Below are 17,797 nucleotides of genomic sequence, written 5' to 3'. Positions count from 1 at the left end.
AACGTCAGGCGCCCAGAGCGCGGAGTACGCGCTGATGGACCTCGTTGACGTCGCCCATCGCGTCGATCGTCTTGACCGTGTCGGCGTAGTACTCCAGCAGCGGAGCGGTCTCGCTGAGGTAGACGTGCATACGGTTGCGGATGACCTCTTCGGTGTCGTCCGCACGACCACGTGCCAGCATGCGTTTGACGACGACGTCCTCATCGACGCCGAACGACAGCACTGCGTCGAGCTTGGTGTCCAGCTCGGACAGGATCTCGGTGAGCGCATCCGCCTGGGTGGTGGAACGCGGGAAACCGTCGAGAATGAATCCCTTTGCCGCATCGGGCTCGGCAACGCGCGCACGCACCATGTCGACGGTGATCTCGGACGGCACGAGGTTTCCGGCATCCAGGTACTTCTTCGCCTCGACACCGATCGGGGTGCCCTGCGAGATGTTGGCGCGGAACAGGTCACCGGTCGAGATGTGCGGGATACCCGCGCTCTCGGACAGCAGCTCTGCCTGCGTACCCTTACCGGCTCCGGGTGGGCCGAGAATAACCAGTCTCACTTCAGGAACCCTTCGTATTTACGCTGCATGAGCTGCGAATTGACCTGTTTGACGGTGTCCAGACCGACACCGACCATGATCAGCACCGCGGTGCCGCCGAACGGAATGTTCTGCACACCGCCGGAATTGCCGATCTCCAAGAAAAGGTTGGGCAGAACCGCGATGGTGCCGAGATAGATCGAGCCGGGCAGCGTGATCCGGCTGAGCACGTAGCCGAGGTAGTCGGCGGTCGGCTGACCCGGTCGGATACCGGGGATGAAACCGCCGTACTTCTTCATCTCGTCAGCACGTTCCTGCGGGTTGAACGTCACCGCCACATAGAAGTACGTGAAGAAGATGATCATCAGGAAGTAGATGAGGATGTACACCGGGTTGCTCGGATCCACCAGGTAGGTCTGGATCGCGCGCTGCCACCACGATGGCTCTTCGGTCTGACTCTGCGTCAGCTGCAGGATGAGGTTGGGTAGATACAGCAGCGACGACGCGAAGATGACCGGGATGACGCCGGCCTGGTTGACCTTGAGCGGCAGGTACGTCGACGATCCGCCGTACATCTTGCGGCCGACCATACGTTTGGCGTACTGCACCGGGATCCTGCGCTGACCCTGCTCGATGAAAACCACACCGGCGACAATCGCGAGCGCCGCCAGGATGACCAGGAAGAACACGAGGCCACCGCGGGTGTCGAGGATCGTCTTGCCCTCGGACGGGATACGCGCGGCGATGCCGGCGAAGATCATCAGCGACATACCGTTGCCGATGCCACGCTCGGTGATCAGCTCGCCGAACCACATGACCACACAGGCGCCCGCGGTCATCACCAAGACGATGATGAAGAGGCCGAAGATGGACTGGTCCCGCAGGATCTGATCGCCGTTCTGGCAGTCCCGTAGCAGGTCACCGCGATCGGCGAGGGCGACGATGCCGGTCGACTGCAGCAACGCCAGCGCGACCGTGAGGTAGCGCGTGTACTGCGTCATCTTGGCCTGGCCGGACTGGCCTTCCTTACGCAGCTGCTCGAACCGCGGGATCACCACGGTCAGGAGCTGGACGATGATGCTGGCCGTGATGTACGGCATGATGCCGATCGCGAACACCGACAGCTGGAGCAGGGCTCCGCCGGAGAACATGTTGATCAGGGAGTAGATGCCTGCGGAATCTCCACGCGAGACATCGTCAAGACATTGTTGGACCTGTTGATAGTCCACACCGGGCGACGGAATGGTCGCACCGAGACGATAAAGAATGATGATTCCCAGAACGAAGAGAATCTTCCGCCTCAGGTCGGGTGTCCTGAAGGCCGATATGACGGCGGAACGCACTAACTCCTCCTGGGCAATGTCGCTCCGGCAGCAGCGTTGCACCGGGCTACAAACAACTCTTGAACTCTAACAGTCACCTTGTTGGAACCACGTTGGGTGACCGCCGGAGTGACGGACGACGGAGCGATGATGCCGCGCCGTCCGCCACTGTAGCGAGTCCGGGGTGATCGATGGACTACGACCGCCTACAGGACGGTCGTGGATCCGCCCGCGGCGGCGATCTTCTCGGTGGCAGAAGCGGAGAACTTGTTGGCGGTGACCTGCACGGCCACCGTCAGCTCTCCGTCGCCGAGCACCTTGACCAGTTCGTTCTTACGAACCGCGCCCTTGGCAATGAGCTCCTCGACACCGATGGTGCCCCCTTCGGGGAACAGCCGGTTAATGTCGGCCAGGTTCACGACCTGGTACTCGATCCGGTTGCGGTTGGTGAAGCCCTTGAGCTTCGGCAGCCGCATGTGGATGGGCATCTGCCCACCCTCGAAACGAGCAGGCACGTTCTTGCGCGCCTTGGTGCCCTTGGTGCCGCGACCCGCGGTCTTACCCTTGGATCCCTCACCGCGACCCACACGGGTCTTGTCCGTCTTCGACCCCGGAGCGGGGCGAAGGTGATGCAATTTGATTGTCATTGCGGTTAAACCTCTTCGACTGTCACGAGGTGCCGAACCGCTTTGATCAATCCACGGTTCTGCGCGTTGTCCTCGCGGGTGACGGTCTGGCGGATCTTTCGGAGACCGAGGGTCCGCAGGCTGTCACGCTGATTGCTCTTCTGCCCGATGGTGCTCTTCACCTGGGTGATCTTCAGCTCTGCCATGTCGTTATGCTCCCTGTCCTGCACGGGCACGCAACATACCGGCCGGAGCGACGTCTTCGATCGGCAGTCCGCGACGTGCGGCCACCTCTTCGGGACGCTGCAGCAGCTTGAGCGCAGCCACGGTCGCGTGCACGACGTTGATCGAATTGTCGCTGCCGAGGCTCTTGCCGAGGATGTCGTGGACACCCGCGCACTCGAGCACGGCACGCACCGCGCCGCCGGCGATCACACCGGTACCGGGGCTGGCCGGACGCAGCATCACGACACCGGCAGCGGCTTCGCCCTGCACGGGGTGCGTGATGGTCGCACCGATCATCGGGACGCGGAAGAAGCTCTTGCGAGCCTCCTCGACACCCTTCTGGATCGCGGCAGGGACCTCTTTGGCCTTGCCGTAGCCGACGCCGACCAGTCCGTTGCCGTCACCGACGACGACGAGGGCGGTGAAGGAGAACCGACGTCCACCCTTGACCACCTTCGAGACGCGGTTGATGGCAACCACGCGCTCGAGCTGGTTCTTGTCTTCCCTGCCGCCGCCGCGCTGGTTGTCGCGCCGATCGCGGTTGCCGCCGCCACCGCGACGGTCGCCGCCTGCGTTGTTGGCGTTGGGGTCATTGCTGTTGCTTCCGGCGGGTCCGCTTCCGGTACCGCCGTCACGCCGCTGACGTCCCGGCATCAGATGGTCCTTCCGTTGCAAGTATTCGTATCAATCATCAGAACTCGAGCCCTCCCTCACGGGCGGCGTCCGCCAGAGCGGCGATACGACCGTGGTAGCCGTGGCCACCGTGGTCGAACACCACGGTCTGCACGCCGGCAGCCTTGGCGCGGGCGGCGATCAGTTCGCCGACCTTCTTGCTCTGTGCCGACTTGTCACCGCCGGCACTGCGCACGTCTGCCTCGATGGTCGAGGCGGCGGCGAGGGTGTTGCCTGCGAGGTCGTCGATCAGCTGCACGTGGATGTGCCGCGACGACCGCTTGATCGCCAGACGGGGACGCTCAGGAGTGCCGCTGACCTTCTTGCGCAGCCGGAAGTGGCGGCGGCTGTTGGAGACCCGGCGACGGGTGGAGACGTCCTTGCCCAGGGGCAGACGCTTTGGCTTTACTGTTGCTTCACTCATGTCACTTACCCGTCTTTCCGACCTTGCGACGGATCTGCTCACCCTCGAAGCGAACGCCCTTGCCCTTGTACGGGTCCGGACGGCGCAGGCGGCGGATGTTCGCCGAGATCTGTCCGACTTGTTGCTTGTCGATTCCCGAGACCGAGAATTTGGTGGGCGATTCCACCGCGAAGGTGATGCCCGCAGGCGCCTTGATCGGCACCGGGTGGCTGTACCCGAGTGCGAACTCGAGGTCGCTGCCCTTGAGCGCGACACGGTAACCGACACCGAAGATCTCCAGCTTGCGGACATATCCCTCGGTGACGCCGGTGACCAGGTTCGCCACCAGGGTGCGGCTCAAACCGTGCAGGGCGCGGTTCTTGCGCTCGTCGTTGGGACGGGTCACCACGATGGTGTTGTCCTCAACGGCGACATTGATCGGTTCCGAGATGTCAACGGACAGAGTCCCCTTGGGGCCCTTGACGTTGACGGTCTGGCCGTCGATCTTCACGTCTACTCCGGCCGGGATGGCGACCGGGTTCTTTCCAATACGCGACATTAGTTTTGCCCCTTACCAGACGTACGCGAGGACTTCGCCGCCCACGCCCGCGCTGGCGGCTTGGCGATCGGTCAACAGACCCGAGGACGTGGAGATGATCGCCACGCCCAGGCCGCCGAGCACCTTGGGCAGATTGGTGGACTTTGCGTAGACCCGCAGGCCCGGCTTGGAGACGCGGCGCAGGCCGGCGATGCTCCGTTCGCGGGTGGGGCCGTACTTCAGCGAGACGACGAGGCTCTTGCCGACTTCTGCATCTTCTGTGCGGTAGTCGGTGATGTAGCCCTCGCGCTTGAGGATCTCGGCGATGTTGGCCTTGATCTTCGATGCAGGCAGGGTCACCTCATCGTGGTACGCCGAGTTGGCGTTGCGCAGACGAGTCAAGAAGTCTGCGATCGGATCAGTCATGGTCATAACAGACCGTCAACCTTTCTCGCGGCGGTTCCCATGCAGCATGTGCGCACCGGTTCCCCGTCCTCGACTCTCGCCGAACGACTGCGGGCCTTGCACGTCACATCGTGGGCCTACTACGAAGTGAGTTTTGCGTCCTGACCGACCGTTGCCGGTCAGGGGTTTTGCTCCCTCGAATGCACGGATGCACTCGAGAGTTTTCAAAGCTCGATGGCCAAGAAAAATGGTGGTCACCAGGGGCGTTTTGGACGTGCGCGAACACATCCCACCCTGGGCAACCGTTCTAGTGTAGGGAACTGTGCTGCTCAGGCCAAATTACTGGGCAACTCCCGCCGACCACCGGATGGGTGAGTTCGCCCGTCGCCCCGGACGAAACTGGAACAATGGAGCAAGTCATGAGAGAACTTGCCCCGGGAGAGAACAGTCCCCTGCCATCGCCGCAGGTCAGCGTATCGGTGACCTGCGCGTCCCCCGTCAACACCTCGGCCGTCTTGCTGAACCAGTCGGGTCGGGTCAGGTCTGATGACGACCTGATCTTCTACAACCAGGCCTCCGGTCCTGGTGTCAGTTACAGCAGTGCCGGCCGCACAGACGTCATCACCATCGACACCACCCGGCTCCCGCGCGACATCGAGACGGTCGCGGTCACGGCCAGCCTCGACGGCACCGGACCCACCACCTTCGCGACGGCGGGCACGCTGCGGGCCGAGCTCCGCGACGGTTCCGGTGCTCCCACGGTGTCGTTCACCCCGGGGCAACTGACCTCTGAGGCCGGCGTCGTGTGTATGGAGATCTACCGACGCGGCGATACGTGGAAGGTCCGCGCGGTCGGCCAGGGATACGACGACGGACTCGCAGGTCTGGCCCGGGCCTTCGGGATCCAGGTCGACGACGATCCCCCGCCGCCCGCGCAAACTCCCGATCCGATGCCGTGGCCACCTGCAGGCCAGGGTGCACCCCCGGCCACACCGAACTCACCGCCGCCGCACCCGAACTACCCACAGACGCCACCGCCCACACCTTCGCCCCAGCAACAGGGAGCCCCCGCCATGAACAGTGACCTCTTCAATCCCGCCCATGCCGAGGTGTCTGGCAGCGGTATCCAGAAACAGGGAAGCAAGATGTGCCGCGTCGGGATGAACGGCGAGGTGATGGCCAGGTCCGGCTCGATGGTGGCCTACCAGGGCAACCTCAACTTCGAGGCGCTCGGCTCGGGCGGGATCGGCCGTGCCATCCGGAACACCCTGACCGGCGAAGGTGTTCCGTTGATGAAGGTGACCGGTCAGGGTGATCTCTTCCTCGCCGATGCGGCGAGCGATGTCCACCTCATCGACCTGGACGGTTCCGACGGTCTGACCATCAACGGGGCCAACGTCCTCGCGTTCGACTCCACGCTGACCTACGACGTCAAACGCGTCCAGGGTGCCGGCGCACAGGGCAACGCAGGGTTGTTCAACTGCGTCTTCACCGGTCGCGGCCGGATCGCGATCACCACCGACGGCAACCCGGTCGTTCTCACCGTCGATCAGCAGACCTTCGCCGACCCCAACGCCGCGGTCGCCTGGTCGTCGAGCCTGCAGACCAGCGTCAAACGCAACGACTCCTTCAATCTCGGGACGCTCATGGGGCGCAGCACCGGCGAGCGTTTCACCCTTGCGTTCAGCGGCCAGGGTTTCGTCGTCGTCCAGCCATCCGAACTCCCGCCAGGTGGACTCATCGGCGGCACCGGCGGAGGCAGCCAATCCGGCGTGCAGGGCGGCCTCGGCGGTCTACTCGGGCGGTAGGTTCAGGCGATTTTGTCCCCCTCAGGTGGGGCGGAGGGAACATTCCCCTCGGCCGGTGCTGACCGGGCCGAATTTCGCTGTCGCATCCGGTGACGATCGGTCTGGGTGATCGCCCGGACATCAGCCATGACTTCGTTCCAGCCGTACAGCACGTCGTCATACGTGATCCGCATGGTCAACCACTTGCCGACCAACGCATTTCGGTCGCGGCGTCGGTCATTCTGGTAGTTGTCGAAACCGGTGTGATGTTCTTTGCTATCGCATTCGATGAGGAGTCGTCCCACGCGCAGATCGACCCATCCGACCTCTGGTATCGACGGCTGGACATGCACGGTGAACCCCGCGGCGCGCAACCTGAGACGGGCCAGCGACTCCGTACCTGACTGAGAGCGCGGGTCACACTTGTCCATCAGGTTCCCAATTCGCCCTGAGATGGTCCCCATCTCCAGCTGCAACTTCGACACGGTCAGTCCGAGGGTGTTCAGGACCGAATCGCAGACGGCGACCCAATCCTCGGCTGACATGCACCGGGACGCGCAACCCAGCGCAACCGGAACGGAATCGAGGGCCGCGTCCGCCGGCCTCGGTCGACCGGGACCTTGGCAGGATCCGGCCCGTAGCTGCTTGCCGTGCTTGCTCGCGCGGACGTGCAGGCGCTCGTAGCCGGGCGGGACCCACAGCCCGTGCTTGCGCAAGGCCGAGACACACCCGAGAACGCCCCCGCGCCGAACCGCTTCCGCCACATCGGGATCCGGCGTGGCAGTCGCATACCAGCCAGAGCGCAGCCTGGTCAATGAGCCGTCCCGCACGCACCTGCGCAGGTGGGGTTCGTCGACCCCGAGTCGGCGCAGCTCGTTTCGGCTGTAGACACCAACATCCATGACCATCCGACGCATGGCAGATGGGTACCGGTTCACTCGTGGTGAAAATCGGCCCTTTCCGTAGTCACGGAGGGAACATTCCCGTCCGGTTGTCCTTGAGGGGACAAAGATCGCCACTTGTCAGCAGGCACTGCTCCACTGGTCTCAACATCGAACAAAGGAGCGAACATGTCGGACTACACCGAGGCGATCAGGAGCCTTCCGCGCTGGCATCCCCACCCGCTGGTCGATTCGGCGATCAGCAGGGTCAAGACAGAACGGTGGCTCATCACCGCCGTCAGCGACGAATGCGAATGCGACTCGGACGACTGCCGACCGCCCGACTGCTCATTCGCATATACGACCGGCCTGGTGATGCATTCGCTGCCCGAACTGGCGGTGTACGGACTGAACGCGAGAACCAGTGGGCGGGTGCTCGACGAACTGGGCGACCTTCTCCATGGGTACCAGTGGAGCGCCATCGTCGCGCAGGGCATCGAGTTGTCGCTGCGCGCACTGCAAGCACCGGTCCGACTGATCGAACTCGTCGACAAGAGCGATCTGCTGATCACCAACGAACTGTTCCCGAATTCGGCTGCTCTCCAGGTCGTCTGGTCCGACGAGCACGGCAGGTATCCGTGGATGGATGACTACGCTCTGTTGCCCGATGACCAACAGGTCAAGGGGGTGATTCCACTGGGGCGGCAGCAACCTGGCGGACCTCACGACATCATTCACGCACGTGGACCCAACAGAGCCCACCGACGGCAGGCACACCGGCGCCGAAAGTAGCCACAGCCCCCGGTATCTCAGTCCGACAAACGCTCCGCAAACACGAAGACGCTCCACCTAGTGGTGGAGCGTCTTCGGAAAAGTGAAGCGTTTGTGAGCCGTTGGGCTACACAGTCACCAGCTGCTCTTCTGCACACCGGGCAGCTCGCCCGCGTGTGCCATCTCGCGCAAGCAGATACGGCACAGGCCGAACTTGCGGAAGACCGAGTGCGGGCGTCCGCAACGGTTGCACCGGGTGTAGCCACGCACGGCGAACTTGGGCTTCTTGTTGGCCTTGTTGACCAGAGCCTTCTTTGCCATGTCAGTTGTCCTTCACGTTGGGGTCTTTGAACGGGAAGCCGAGCTGACGCAGCAGTGCCCGACCTTCGTCATCGTTGGTCGCGGTGGTGACAACGGTGATGTCCATGCCGCGGGGCCGATCGATGTTGTCGATGTTGATCTCGTGGAACATCGACTGCTCGTTGAGACCGAAGGTGTAGTTGCCGTTGCCGTCGAACTGGCGATCGCTCAGACCGCGGAAGTCCCTGATACGGGGCAGCGCGATGGAGACGAGCCGGTCGAGGAACTCCCACATGCGGTCGCCACGAAGAGTGACGCGCGCACCGATGGGCATGCCCTCACGCAGCTTGAACTGCGCGATCGACTTGCGGGCCTTGCGGACCTCTGGCTTCTGGCCGGTGATCAGCTCCAGGTCTTTGACCGCGCCGTTGATCAGCTTGGAGTCACGGGCGGCGTCGCCGACACCCATGTTGACGACGACCTTGACCACGCCGGGGATCTGCATGACGTTGTCGTACTGGAACTGCTCGTTGAGAGCGTCCTTGATCTCCGCGCGGTAGCGGAGCTTCAGCCGAGGCTGGATCTTCTCAGTGGTGCTCATGTCAGATGTCCTTCCCGTTCTTGCGGGAAATGCGGACGCGCTTGCCGTTGTCGTCGGTGCGGTAGCCGATGCGCGTCGGATTGCCGTCGGAATCAACAACCATCACGTTGGAGACGTGGATGGCGGCTTCCTGGGTGACGATGCCACCCGAGGATGCGCCACGTTCATTCTGCGAGGCGGAAGTGTGCTTCTTGATGCGGTTGACGCCCTCGACGAGGATGCGGTTACGCGCGGGGTAGGACTCGATGACCTTGCCCTTGGCGCCCTTGTCCTTGCCGGCGACGACGATCACGGTGTCACCCTTGTGAACCTTCATGTCAGAGCACCTCCGGAGCCAGCGAGACGATCTTCATGAACTTCTTCTCGCGCAGCTCGCGGCCGACCGGGCCGAAGATGCGGGTTCCGCGAGGATCGCTCTCGTTCTTGATGATGACGGCGGCATTCTCGTCGAACTTGATGTACGAACCATCTGCACGACGGCGCTCCTTGGTGGTGCGCACGATGACCGCCTTGACGACCTCTCCCCGCTTGATGTTTCCGCCGGGGATGGCGTCTTTGACAGTGGCGACGATGACGTCCCCGATGCCGGCGTAGCGCCGTGACGAGCCTCCGAGCACGCGGATGCACAAGATTTCCTTGGCACCGGTGTTGTCGGCAACCCGCAGGCGTGACTCCTGCTGGATCACTTTTTCTCCTTGACCTGGTTTGCAAATATGCCCGCCGGATTTCCGACCCGACGCGCGCGGTCTTGCCACCCGAGACACGGAAGTGCCCAGGCAACCGGTCTAGTGTAGGGAACTCGCTGGTGGAAAACCAAATCATGGCGAACGGCGCACTCTGGCCAGGTTCACCAGTCGTCTAGAGCGGTGATCCCATCCTGGATCGCACGGGCCAGCAGCTGCGCCTTCGTCCGGGCCGGACGGCCCACCACATCGTACTTTCCGCGAATTCTGGTGATGTGCGTGCTGACCGTCGCAGAGGTGATGAACAGTGCAGTGGCCGCCTCCCCTTTCGATTCGGCTGCGAACCAGGCGAGGAGCACCTCGATCTCACGAGCCGAAAGCGACGGGATCTGGCCCTCCGGGACCATCGGCGCCGAGAAGTAGCTGTCCACACTCATCTGAAACTCTTTCCGGTGTCATCTGGTGATGTCATCGGCGCAAGAAACGCCTGAGACCTCGTCGAGCTCCGCTCCGCGTCTCTGCTGACCAACCAAGATTAGAAAGCCCCCACCTCTGCGGTAAGTCCCAGTTCTGGGGGTAGCGAGCGCCCTATCGGGCGGCGACAGTGTCCGCGCTGTAGGAGTGTCGGACCACCTGCGCCCCGGTGTCGACGATGACCGTGACGAGGACCGGCCGTCCCGGCGGTTGAACGCGGACCGTGACTTCTCCGTCCACGGCGTCGTCGAGGTGTCGCGCGACCGCTTCCGTCAGACGCGTCCGGGTCGAATCGCCCGCACCAACGAGTCCTCCATCGTCGAGCAGTACGACCCGAACACCCCGGGCGCGCGCCGCCCACGCCGCGGCGGTCACCACCGGGCCGGCCAATGAGCGCGCCCGGATGCCATCGCGCAGCCTCGCCTCGACGAGCGCTGCTTCCGCGAGTTGCCCGTCTGTCATCGCGGTTCGGTTCACCATCGGCTCGAGAAGGGGCCTGGCCAGCGTGTTCAGCCTGTCCAACTGGAGATCGCGTTCGGTACGCGAGGCTTTCGCCGCAGCCTGTACCGCGACCTGCCGCACGGATTGCGCCCTGAGCTCGTAGATGGCTGCTGCTGCCGGCCGCAGGAGGTAGGCAAAGAACGTGGCCATCAGCATCACCGCGACGTTCCCGAGGCCCTGGCCCACGGCAATCAGCGGCCCCTGCCCTGTCGTCGCCCCCCATACGGCCAGTACCACGAATGATCCACCCAACGCGAGCCATGCCAGTCTCACCCGGCCCCGCACACACATGAAGGAGCAGAGCACGACACTTCCACCGAGCGGCGGTCCCAGCTGCAGGCTGTTCCCGAGCGGCACGGCCAGGACCGGCAGAACAAGGACGAACATCGCCGTGGGTGCCGCTGCGATCACCAGTGCAGGCCGTAGTGGAAGTGGGTCACCCGAGGCGAACAGCAGGGTCGCCATACCTGCCGCCAGTACGAGGAACCCCGCGACGAGCGGCCAGACCGATCGCACCTGCTCGAGGGTGCCCAGCGTGGTCACCAGGTATCCGAGCAGCAGTAGAGCAGCGACCACCACGGCACCCCGCGACTGCATCCCGATGATCGTCGACGCGTCCTCACGTCGCTGCTGACGAAACCTCACGATCGCGCCACCCAGCCCACCTGAACCGACGTACCGCCGCCGGGCCGGGCATCGACCAAGGCTGACCCGCCATCGATCTGAATCATGCGCTGCATGATGCTCACCTTTATGCCCAGCCGTCCCGGCGGGACTCTGACCGGATCGAAACCGACGCCGTTGTCCGCCACCACCGCCCGCACCTGGGCCTCGAGGATTTCGATCAGCACCACACGATCGGCATCCCGGCCTGCATGTACCGAGCTGTTTCGAGAGGCTTCACCGATCGCCTCTCCGAGCGCCCGGACCGCGGCCGCCGGGTACTGCATGTCGGCCGCTCCAGGGTGGATGCGCACCTCCGTCTCGAACAGATCCGATGCCGCCGAGACCGCTGCGCGAAGACTCGCCGCCACGTCGGCCGACCGCCACCAGTTCTGTTGTTGATCATCGGGCAACGACAATCGATCGAGTTCAGACAGCGCAGCTGCGGCCTGCTTCGCAAGCTTCTCGCTGCCATTTGCACCCTCGGCGGCCAGTAGTGTCGCGAGCACGTGGTCGTGTGTCAGCGAATCGAAGCGAGCGCGTTCGGCCGCCTGCGCCTTGCTCGCCGCAGCCGCGGCGGTGACCTGTTGAGCGTTTGCGCGGGTCGCGTCGAGCAACCTCCCCGTGCGCAACGCCATGATCGCGGCGACCAGGAACACCATGCTGAAAGCCACCGCCCACGTGGTCTCGTAAACGAGCTGCACCCCGATGGCATCGCGACCACCCCGACCGAGTTCGTTGATGAAAGCAACCGCGGCGGAGACGAGCACCAAATGCACGAACGTCCACATCGGTCGCCACGCCAAGGCTGCCGCCAGGCTGGTGAGGCCGGAGAAGTTCACCAGCCACGTGCTGCGTGACGAGTCGATGAGCTGGTCGTTCCACGCAGGCAGCCATAGCAGAACAGCGATCGGATACCCACAGGCACATACCGCACCCCACCGAGGTAGCCAACGCAGGCCGGCCCAGAATGTACTCAGCAGCAACGCGATTCCCGGCCCGAATGCGAGGATCAGCGCCACAGGCGTCCACCACGCGGCAACGATCGCGGCATCGGGACCGATCTCCGGCAGGGCCACGAGCAGGTAGGCCAGGAATCCGGCACCTATGAATCGCGACATCACCCGTAGAACTCGATCGCCGTCGCCGGGATCGTCGGTCGCTGCTAACGATTGCGCAGCGGGGTCGGCAGCCATCCATCCTCCACCGCGCGTTTGAACAGGTCCAGTTTGGTGTGCGCGGGACGCCCCGCCTCGGCATAGCGCTGCCGGATTCGTTTGAGGTACTCGTTCACCGTGTCGGTCTGCAGGCCCAGAGACTCCCCGACACTCGCCGAGGTCTCGCCGGAAGCGTAGAGCGCCAACACCTTCTGAAGTTGCGGCGACAATTCGACCGCGTCGAGCCTCGGGTCGGCGTCGATGGCCGCAGCCCATTCGGTGGTGAGCACAGCGTGTCCGGCGGCGGCTCGCCTGATCGCCTCGACCACAACCTCTTCAGGGGCGGATTTCAAGACGACCCCGAGCGTGCCTGCGCGAGCGGCCGATCGCAGGAGGTCAGGGTACTCACCGGAGGTGTAGACGATGGTGTGGATACCCCGCGCACTGAGCCGTTCGACATTCTCTCGGGGCGTGGTGCCATCCGTCAGCCGCAGATCGAGGACCACGACGTCGAGTGGGAGGTGAATTCCGAGCAGTTCAGCGACGCTGGTCGCAGCACCTGCGAACTCGAGGTCGTCGACGCGATCGACCACTCGTTCGATACCCCAGACAGGAGACAGGTGATCGTCGACCATCCCCACCCGGCGAACCACCGGACCCACCCCCGTCAATGCACAGACCCCTTCAACCTCGATGTCCACATGAATCTATCGCGTGTCCGTGTAATTCGCTCGACGGCAATATATTTCGCAAAGCTCAGGATCCAGCGCAGGCCCCATGCCCGCGATCCACGCACTGCAGCCGGGAGCCGACGGCGGGCGAACACGAAGACGTCGTGTTCGGCCGCCGCCGCGATCGCTCGTCGCGCCTAGGTTAGTGTTGGCTAACCAACCAGGTGTCGAGGAGTGAGAAATGAACATCCGCAAGAGTATGGCCACGGCGGCCCTGATCGGTCTGGCCGCGTTCGGTGCCGCCGCGTGCAGTGACGACAGCACCTCGAATTCGTCCACGGCGACGAGTTCTGTCGCCACCGAGACCTCGGCCGAGGCCTCGACATCGAGCAGTTCGGACGCCGGCGGTGACACCGCGAGTGCACTGGAAGCCACCGAGGCCCAGACCACCTTGCGTACCGTCCTCTCGCCCGACACAGACCCCGCGGAGTCGGCGAAGCTGGTCGACTCGACCGACCCCGGGATCGGTATGCAGCTGTCCGGACTCGCCCGCGGATTCACCGCGGCCGGGTACACCCCCGACAAGTTCACCGTCACCACCGTGACGGCCGACGGGGCCGATTCGGCGACTGCGAACGTCGAGGTCGCCAGCCCGCACACACCCGCGCCCGTCGCCATGCCGGTCACCTTCGTCAACGCCGGCGGGCAATGGAAGCTCTCGTCCACCTCGATCGCCGATCTCGCCTCGATGGGCGGCAGCCACGGCGGCTGATCCGACGGTCACCCTTCGGGCGATGCCCGGCCGCGTTCACGTGGCCGGGCATCGTTGTATCTGCACTCCGACCACCTGCAGCCCTGACGGTTCCCCGTCCTTCGAACGTCGGACAGATCACGTCGGTGCCCGCCCCGCTTCCCTTAAACTGGCGGACACATCTCGACGAGAGGCACCGATGACCGATGCTGACGGGGCTGATCGGACCACGGGCGGGGATCGGCGCACCGGGCCGGATCTGAACAAGTACCCCGCACCGCCCGCAGCCGATGCCGACTACTGGCAGCCGTACGACCCGTACATGCCGTACCAGGCCGATCACCTGGCCGCTCTCGATCAGCCTTATCCGCCCTATCCGATCGCGTACCCATCGAGTCCGTTCCCCGGGCCCTACGCGCCCAACCCTTACCTGATGGCCCCGCATCTCGGAGCCCCACCGAAGACGAACGCGATGTCGACGGCGGCGATGGTCTGCTCACTGGTCGCCATCCCGGGTGTCTTCATGTGCTTCGGAGCGGCACTCGCTCCTGTCGGTGTGGTCCTGGGGATCATCGGGCTCGGGCAGATCAGGGACCGGCCGAACGAATCCGGCGAGGCGCAGGCGTGGACCGGAATCATCGTCGGAGGGTTGCTGACCCTGCTCTGCGTGCTCATCGGCGCGCTGTGGTTCGCCTTCGCGCTGTGACGCCGCCGTACGCGCACGGGCCTATCTTTCAACTCGCCTGGGTGGTAGCCGACATCGCGGCCGCCGAGGACGAACTGACAGCTTCCTACGGCGTCGAATCCTGGCTCCGCATCCCGGATGTCGCATTTACGCCCGAGCGTTGCACCTACCGAGGACGGCCCGCCGACTACACCATCCACGTGTCTCTCGGTTATGCCGGTGGACAGCAGCTCGAACTCATCGAACCCGTGGCAGGCGAGAGTTTATACGCCGAGTTCCTGAGCTCCCACGGGCCAGGCCTCCATCACGTCGCGTGGATTCCGGAGGACTTCGACCGCACCGTCGAACAACTTCGTGCAACCGGCGTCGACATCGTTCAATCCGGCGAATTCGCAGGCGTGGGAATGGAATTCGCGTATATCGAGGGCGGCGCCCTCGGGTCGTACATCGAATTGATGAAGCTCTCTGACGACATGCGGTCGATGTTCGACGGCCTGGTGCCGCGGGGGTACGCAAACCCCTGGCAGCTGTGAGCTGATCAGCTCAGACCTCACCGCCCACTCGAGTTCAGTCGGCCGAGCGGCCGTTGTCGGCGGCGTATACGGCACCATGCACCGCGGAAGCGTCATCGCTGGCCAGGAACGCGATGAGTTTTGCCACCTCATCAGGCTTAGACATGCCGCGCGGCGATGCGGTTCGCATGATGAGGTCGAAGTCGGCGCCCTCGGGTGCGACGAAATTGCTGACCTGCGGGGTCAGCATGCCGCCCGGACAGACTGCGTTGACCCGTACGGCGGTGTGGGCGTACTCGACGGCCAACGCCCTGGTCAGACCGACCAGTCCGTGTTTCGCGGCGCAGTATCCTGCCGAATACGCCTGCCCCTGGGTTCCTGCGGTCGACGCGACGTTGACGATGTTGCCCGCCGTCTGCAGTAGATGAGGTAGCGCAGCGCGGCACAAGAAGAACGGCCCGTTCAGGTTGACGGCGAGGTCACGGTGCCACTCGTCGTCGGTGACCGCCGGGGTGTGCCGCATGGTGTGTGCGCCCGCGACGTTCACCAGCGCATCGATGCGGCCGAACTCGGTGACGGTGTCGGAGATCGCGTCGGCGCAGGCACCGGGATCGGAGAGGTCGGTGATACGCCACCTGCCCTGCGGCACGCCTGCGAACACCTCGGACAGACGACCCTCGTCTCGTGCCAGACCGTGCACTCGCGCGCCCCGAGAGGAGAGCAGACGTACAACGGCGGCCCCGAGCCCTGAGGATGCCCCGGTGACGACCGCGACCTTTCCATCGAGCGCGGACATGCCCGGGTCCTGCACGGCATCGGTCATGCGACCATATAAGCACGCACGCTTAACCGGGACCCGGCCGCCTCAGCTGATGAGTCTCCTAGAGGTCGAGAGCGGCGGCGATCGTGGGCCAGGATCGGTGGAGGTCTTCGTTCCAGTAGCCCCATGAGTGCAAGCCCTCGCGGTAATCGAAGGTGATGTCCACGCCGGCGGCTTTCGCCTTTGTCTCGAAAGACCGGGTGCACGCCAGGGCCGCCGCCTCGAGGACGCCGCCGACCGGCGAGGCGAGGCCCGCCAATCCCAGTGCCGGGTCGGGCAGGCCGCTGCCGACCGCAACGTAGAGGGGCTTTCCGCGCAACGCCGAGATGTTCATGCCCGGGTCGTGCGCCGCCCACGTTCTGTTGTATTCCGTCCCCCACATGTTGTCCGGCTCGCCGCCACGGGTCCGCACCGAGCCCGTGGTCGCATTCTGCGCTGCCGGGTCGCCGAGGTCGAGGCAACCACTGAGCAGCACGGCGCCGGCGTAGAGGTCGGGGTTGCGCACCGCGAGCATCATCGCGCCGGTCGCCCCCATGGACAGCCCCTCGACAGCGTTGCGGCCGTTGCCCTGGAAGGTCGAATCGATCAGCGGCGGGAGCTCTCGCGTCAGGAACGTCTCCCATTTGTTCCTGCCGAGCGCAGGATCGTCGCGCTGCCAGTCGGTGTAGTAGCTTCCCGTACCGCCGATCGGCAACACGACGTTGACGTTCTTGTTCGCCATGAAGTCGACGATGCCCGTGTACTGCGTCCACCCACTTTGCGTGTAGCCGCTGTACACACCGGCGTCGATCCCGTCGAGCATGTAAAGGGTGGGCCGCTTTACGCCCGGCGCACGCTTCGACGGCAGGAGCACATCGACCCGGACGGCTTTGCGCATGGCCGGCGAGAAGACCGTGAGAGCAGCCCGCTGCGGCGAAACCATGACCATCTTCTGCATCCTGGCCGTTTCCACGGACTCTCGGGCGTCAGGGGCGGCGGCCGCCGCGACATCACCCCAAGCTCACAAATGACACAGAGGATCACTGCAGTTATGATTACCGAAAGCTGCCGTCTCACTTGCGATTCCCCTGAACGTCACGACTCACGAATACGCCACCGGCGAGAAGTAAACCATGTCAACGCTCGATGTGAAGGGCTGACGATAAGCTCGGAGGTCACATGGCAGACAACGGGCCCGACCACAGGAAACGCGAGTTGCTCGACGCCGCGGAACGGCTGATCGCGACTCGCGGCTATGAGGTGCCCCTCCGGGACGTCGCCGTGGCGGCCGGGCACCGGAACAATTCGGCCGTCCAATACCACTACCGCAACCGCCAGGGACTGATCGCTGCGATCGTGGCCCGGCGCCTCGGACCGATGGAGAACGAGCGCGCCAAAATGCTGGAAGCATTTGCCGCACAAGGAGAACAACCGGCAGTTCGCGATCTGATCGAAGTGCTGGTACTCCCGATCCTGCAGATGAAGGGCACTCACTATGCCCGATTTCTCGAAGCCATCCGCCCGCATTGGCCCGATGAATCAATCCCAACAGGTTACACCGAATGGCCGAAAGTTCTTGACCAACTGAATAAATCGATAAAGGCCGACAAACCCGCCAGACTTCGCCGCGTAGCGGCGGTCGCGACCGCGATGTTCTCGCTGATCGCGGACTACGAGCGACGCGCAGAACTCGGCGAGCAGTCCGCCTCGGAGCCGGACGAGATCATCGACATGCTCACGGCGATGATGACCGCGGGATTTGCCTGATAGCCCGCAATTCCTGTAACGCGCTTAGCCAGGCAAACTTCCACCGAAGTCGACTTACGGTTTGAGGCCCCCGC

24 protein-coding genes and 1 pseudogene are annotated in these 17,797 nt (G+C 64.2%); 6 read left to right on the top strand and 19 right to left on the bottom strand.

Features of this window, described 5'->3' with window-relative positions; genetic code table 11:
• Window positions 1-4 precede the first annotated feature (4 nt).
• The 8 genes from BH683_RS06340 to rpsH form a co-directional block, all read right to left on the bottom strand.
• Window positions 5-550 (bottom strand): adenylate kinase, encoded by a 546-nt coding sequence (locus BH683_RS06340; RefSeq protein WP_084835426.1) that lies wholly within the window; start codon window positions 548-550, stop codon window positions 5-7.
• Window positions 547-1,872 carry a preprotein translocase subunit SecY gene (secY, locus tag BH683_RS06335; protein ID WP_084835425.1) on the bottom strand — a complete coding sequence of 442 codons (1,326 nt, stop codon included), beginning with the start codon at window positions 1,870-1,872 and terminating at the stop codon, window positions 547-549. The genes BH683_RS06340 and secY overlap by 4 nt, the downstream gene beginning before the upstream one ends.
• Before the next feature lie 185 nt (window positions 1,873-2,057).
• A complete protein-coding gene (gene rplO / locus BH683_RS06330) occupies window positions 2,058-2,498 on the bottom strand; it encodes a 50S ribosomal protein L15 (RefSeq protein WP_084835424.1) in 441 nt (146 codons plus the stop codon).
• 5 nt (window positions 2,499-2,503) lie between these two features.
• On the bottom strand, window positions 2,504-2,683 hold the full coding sequence (rpmD, locus tag BH683_RS06325) for a 50S ribosomal protein L30 (RefSeq protein WP_084835423.1): 180 nt from the start codon (window positions 2,681-2,683) through the stop codon (window positions 2,504-2,506).
• A 4-nt stretch (window positions 2,684-2,687) separates the two neighbouring features.
• Window positions 2,688-3,356, bottom strand: coding sequence for a 30S ribosomal protein S5 (gene rpsE / locus BH683_RS06320; protein ID WP_084835422.1), 669 nt, complete (start codon window positions 3,354-3,356; stop codon window positions 2,688-2,690).
• 37 nt (window positions 3,357-3,393) lie between these two features.
• Complete coding sequence (gene rplR / locus BH683_RS06315) at window positions 3,394-3,798, bottom strand: 50S ribosomal protein L18 (RefSeq protein ID WP_084835421.1); 405 nt, start codon at window positions 3,796-3,798, stop codon at window positions 3,394-3,396.
• Between the two features lies 1 nt (window position 3,799).
• Window positions 3,800-4,336 carry a 50S ribosomal protein L6 gene (gene rplF, locus BH683_RS06310; RefSeq protein WP_084835420.1) on the bottom strand — a complete coding sequence of 179 codons (537 nt, stop codon included), beginning with the start codon at window positions 4,334-4,336 and terminating at the stop codon, window positions 3,800-3,802.
• 12 nt (window positions 4,337-4,348) lie between these two features.
• Window positions 4,349-4,747, bottom strand: a complete 399-nt coding sequence (rpsH, locus tag BH683_RS06305; protein WP_084835419.1) for a 30S ribosomal protein S8 — start codon at window positions 4,745-4,747, stop codon at window positions 4,349-4,351.
• 380 nt (window positions 4,748-5,127) lie between these two features.
• Between rpsH and BH683_RS06300 the strand changes: the two genes are divergently transcribed.
• Window positions 5,128-6,528: an AIM24 family protein gene (locus BH683_RS06300; RefSeq protein WP_210405169.1), complete on the top strand. Its 1,401-nt coding sequence runs from the start codon at window positions 5,128-5,130 to the stop codon at window positions 6,526-6,528.
• 2 nt (window positions 6,529-6,530) lie between these two features.
• Here the strand turns inward: BH683_RS06300 and BH683_RS06295 are convergent, their stop codons facing one another.
• Window positions 6,531-7,424 carry a hypothetical protein gene (locus BH683_RS06295; protein WP_348639215.1) on the bottom strand — a complete coding sequence of 298 codons (894 nt, stop codon included), beginning with the start codon at window positions 7,422-7,424 and terminating at the stop codon, window positions 6,531-6,533.
• A gap of 153 nt (window positions 7,425-7,577) precedes the next feature.
• Here BH683_RS06295 and BH683_RS06290 point away from each other — a divergent pair, with 153 nt between their 5' ends.
• Entirely contained in the window at window positions 7,578-8,180 is a 603-nt protein-coding gene (locus BH683_RS06290) for a DUF4262 domain-containing protein (RefSeq protein WP_084835418.1), read from the top strand.
• A gap of 114 nt (window positions 8,181-8,294) precedes the next feature.
• Here BH683_RS06290 and BH683_RS06285 read toward each other — a convergent pair whose 3' ends face one another.
• The 8 genes and pseudogenes from BH683_RS06285 to BH683_RS06250 all read right to left on the bottom strand — a co-directional run bounded on the left by BH683_RS06285 (window position 8,295) and on the right by BH683_RS06250 (window position 13,173).
• Window positions 8,295-8,480 carry a type Z 30S ribosomal protein S14 gene (locus BH683_RS06285; RefSeq protein WP_023955966.1) on the bottom strand — a complete coding sequence of 62 codons (186 nt, stop codon included), beginning with the start codon at window positions 8,478-8,480 and terminating at the stop codon, window positions 8,295-8,297.
• Between the two features lies 1 nt (window position 8,481).
• Window positions 8,482-9,060 (bottom strand): 50S ribosomal protein L5, encoded by a 579-nt coding sequence (gene rplE, locus BH683_RS06280; RefSeq protein WP_084835417.1) that lies wholly within the window; start codon window positions 9,058-9,060, stop codon window positions 8,482-8,484.
• 1 nt (window position 9,061) lies between these two features.
• Window positions 9,062-9,376: a 50S ribosomal protein L24 gene (rplX, locus tag BH683_RS06275; RefSeq protein WP_084835416.1), complete on the bottom strand. Its 315-nt coding sequence runs from the start codon at window positions 9,374-9,376 to the stop codon at window positions 9,062-9,064.
• A gap of 1 nt (window position 9,377) precedes the next feature.
• Complete coding sequence (gene rplN, locus BH683_RS06270; RefSeq protein ID WP_084835415.1) at window positions 9,378-9,746, bottom strand: 50S ribosomal protein L14; 369 nt, start codon at window positions 9,744-9,746, stop codon at window positions 9,378-9,380.
• Window positions 9,747-9,907: 161 nt separating this feature from the next.
• Window positions 9,908-10,129, bottom strand: a pseudogene (locus BH683_RS06265) (LuxR C-terminal-related transcriptional regulator); the annotation flags it as partial.
• Window positions 10,130-10,331: 202 nt separating this feature from the next.
• Window positions 10,332-11,363, bottom strand: a complete 1,032-nt coding sequence (locus BH683_RS06260; RefSeq protein WP_084835413.1) for a hypothetical protein — start codon at window positions 11,361-11,363, stop codon at window positions 10,332-10,334.
• Window positions 11,360-12,577, bottom strand: coding sequence for a hypothetical protein (locus BH683_RS06255; protein WP_084835412.1), 1,218 nt, complete (start codon window positions 12,575-12,577; stop codon window positions 11,360-11,362). Before BH683_RS06255 ends, BH683_RS06260 begins: the two co-directional genes overlap by 4 nt.
• Window positions 12,547-13,173, bottom strand: a complete 627-nt coding sequence (locus BH683_RS06250; protein ID WP_084835411.1) for a response regulator transcription factor — start codon at window positions 13,171-13,173, stop codon at window positions 12,547-12,549. Before BH683_RS06250 ends, BH683_RS06255 begins: the two co-directional genes overlap by 31 nt.
• 277 nt (window positions 13,174-13,450) lie before the next feature.
• Here BH683_RS06250 and BH683_RS06245 point away from each other — a divergent pair, with 277 nt between their 5' ends.
• The 3 genes from BH683_RS06245 to BH683_RS06235 all read left to right on the top strand — a co-directional run bounded on the left by BH683_RS06245 (window position 13,451) and on the right by BH683_RS06235 (window position 15,178).
• Window positions 13,451-13,981 (top strand): hypothetical protein, encoded by a 531-nt coding sequence (locus BH683_RS06245; protein ID WP_084835410.1) that lies wholly within the window; start codon window positions 13,451-13,453, stop codon window positions 13,979-13,981.
• Between the two features lie 178 nt (window positions 13,982-14,159).
• Window positions 14,160-14,666 carry a DUF4190 domain-containing protein gene (locus tag BH683_RS06240; protein WP_084835409.1) on the top strand — a complete coding sequence of 169 codons (507 nt, stop codon included), beginning with the start codon at window positions 14,160-14,162 and terminating at the stop codon, window positions 14,664-14,666.
• A 41-nt stretch (window positions 14,667-14,707) separates the two neighbouring features.
• Window positions 14,708-15,178: a VOC family protein gene (locus BH683_RS06235; RefSeq protein ID WP_246833215.1), complete on the top strand. Its 471-nt coding sequence runs from the start codon at window positions 14,708-14,710 to the stop codon at window positions 15,176-15,178.
• A 34-nt stretch (window positions 15,179-15,212) separates the two neighbouring features.
• On the opposite strand, the gene BH683_RS06230 is transcribed toward BH683_RS06235, so the two are convergent.
• The gene (locus BH683_RS06230; protein ID WP_084835475.1) at window positions 15,213-15,953 is read right to left on the bottom strand and encodes an SDR family oxidoreductase; all 741 of its coding nucleotides are present in this window, start codon (window positions 15,951-15,953) and stop codon (window positions 15,213-15,215) included.
• An 85-nt stretch (window positions 15,954-16,038) separates the two neighbouring features.
• The gene (locus BH683_RS06225; protein WP_348639214.1) at window positions 16,039-16,905 is read right to left on the bottom strand and encodes an alpha/beta hydrolase family protein; all 867 of its coding nucleotides are present in this window, start codon (window positions 16,903-16,905) and stop codon (window positions 16,039-16,041) included.
• A 230-nt stretch (window positions 16,906-17,135) separates the two neighbouring features.
• On the opposite strand from BH683_RS06225, the gene BH683_RS06220 reads away from it, so the two are divergent.
• Entirely contained in the window at window positions 17,136-17,723 is a 588-nt protein-coding gene (locus BH683_RS06220) for a TetR/AcrR family transcriptional regulator (protein ID WP_084835406.1), read from the top strand.
• Window positions 17,724-17,797: the final 74 nt, after the last annotated feature.

It is taken from the genome of Williamsia sp. 1138, from assembly GCF_002095435.2.
Classification (GTDB): domain Bacteria; phylum Actinomycetota; class Actinomycetes; order Mycobacteriales; family Mycobacteriaceae; genus Williamsia.
The sequence above is the reverse complement of the archived record's forward strand: the minus strand, read 5'-3'. Positions and strand labels throughout refer to the sequence as shown.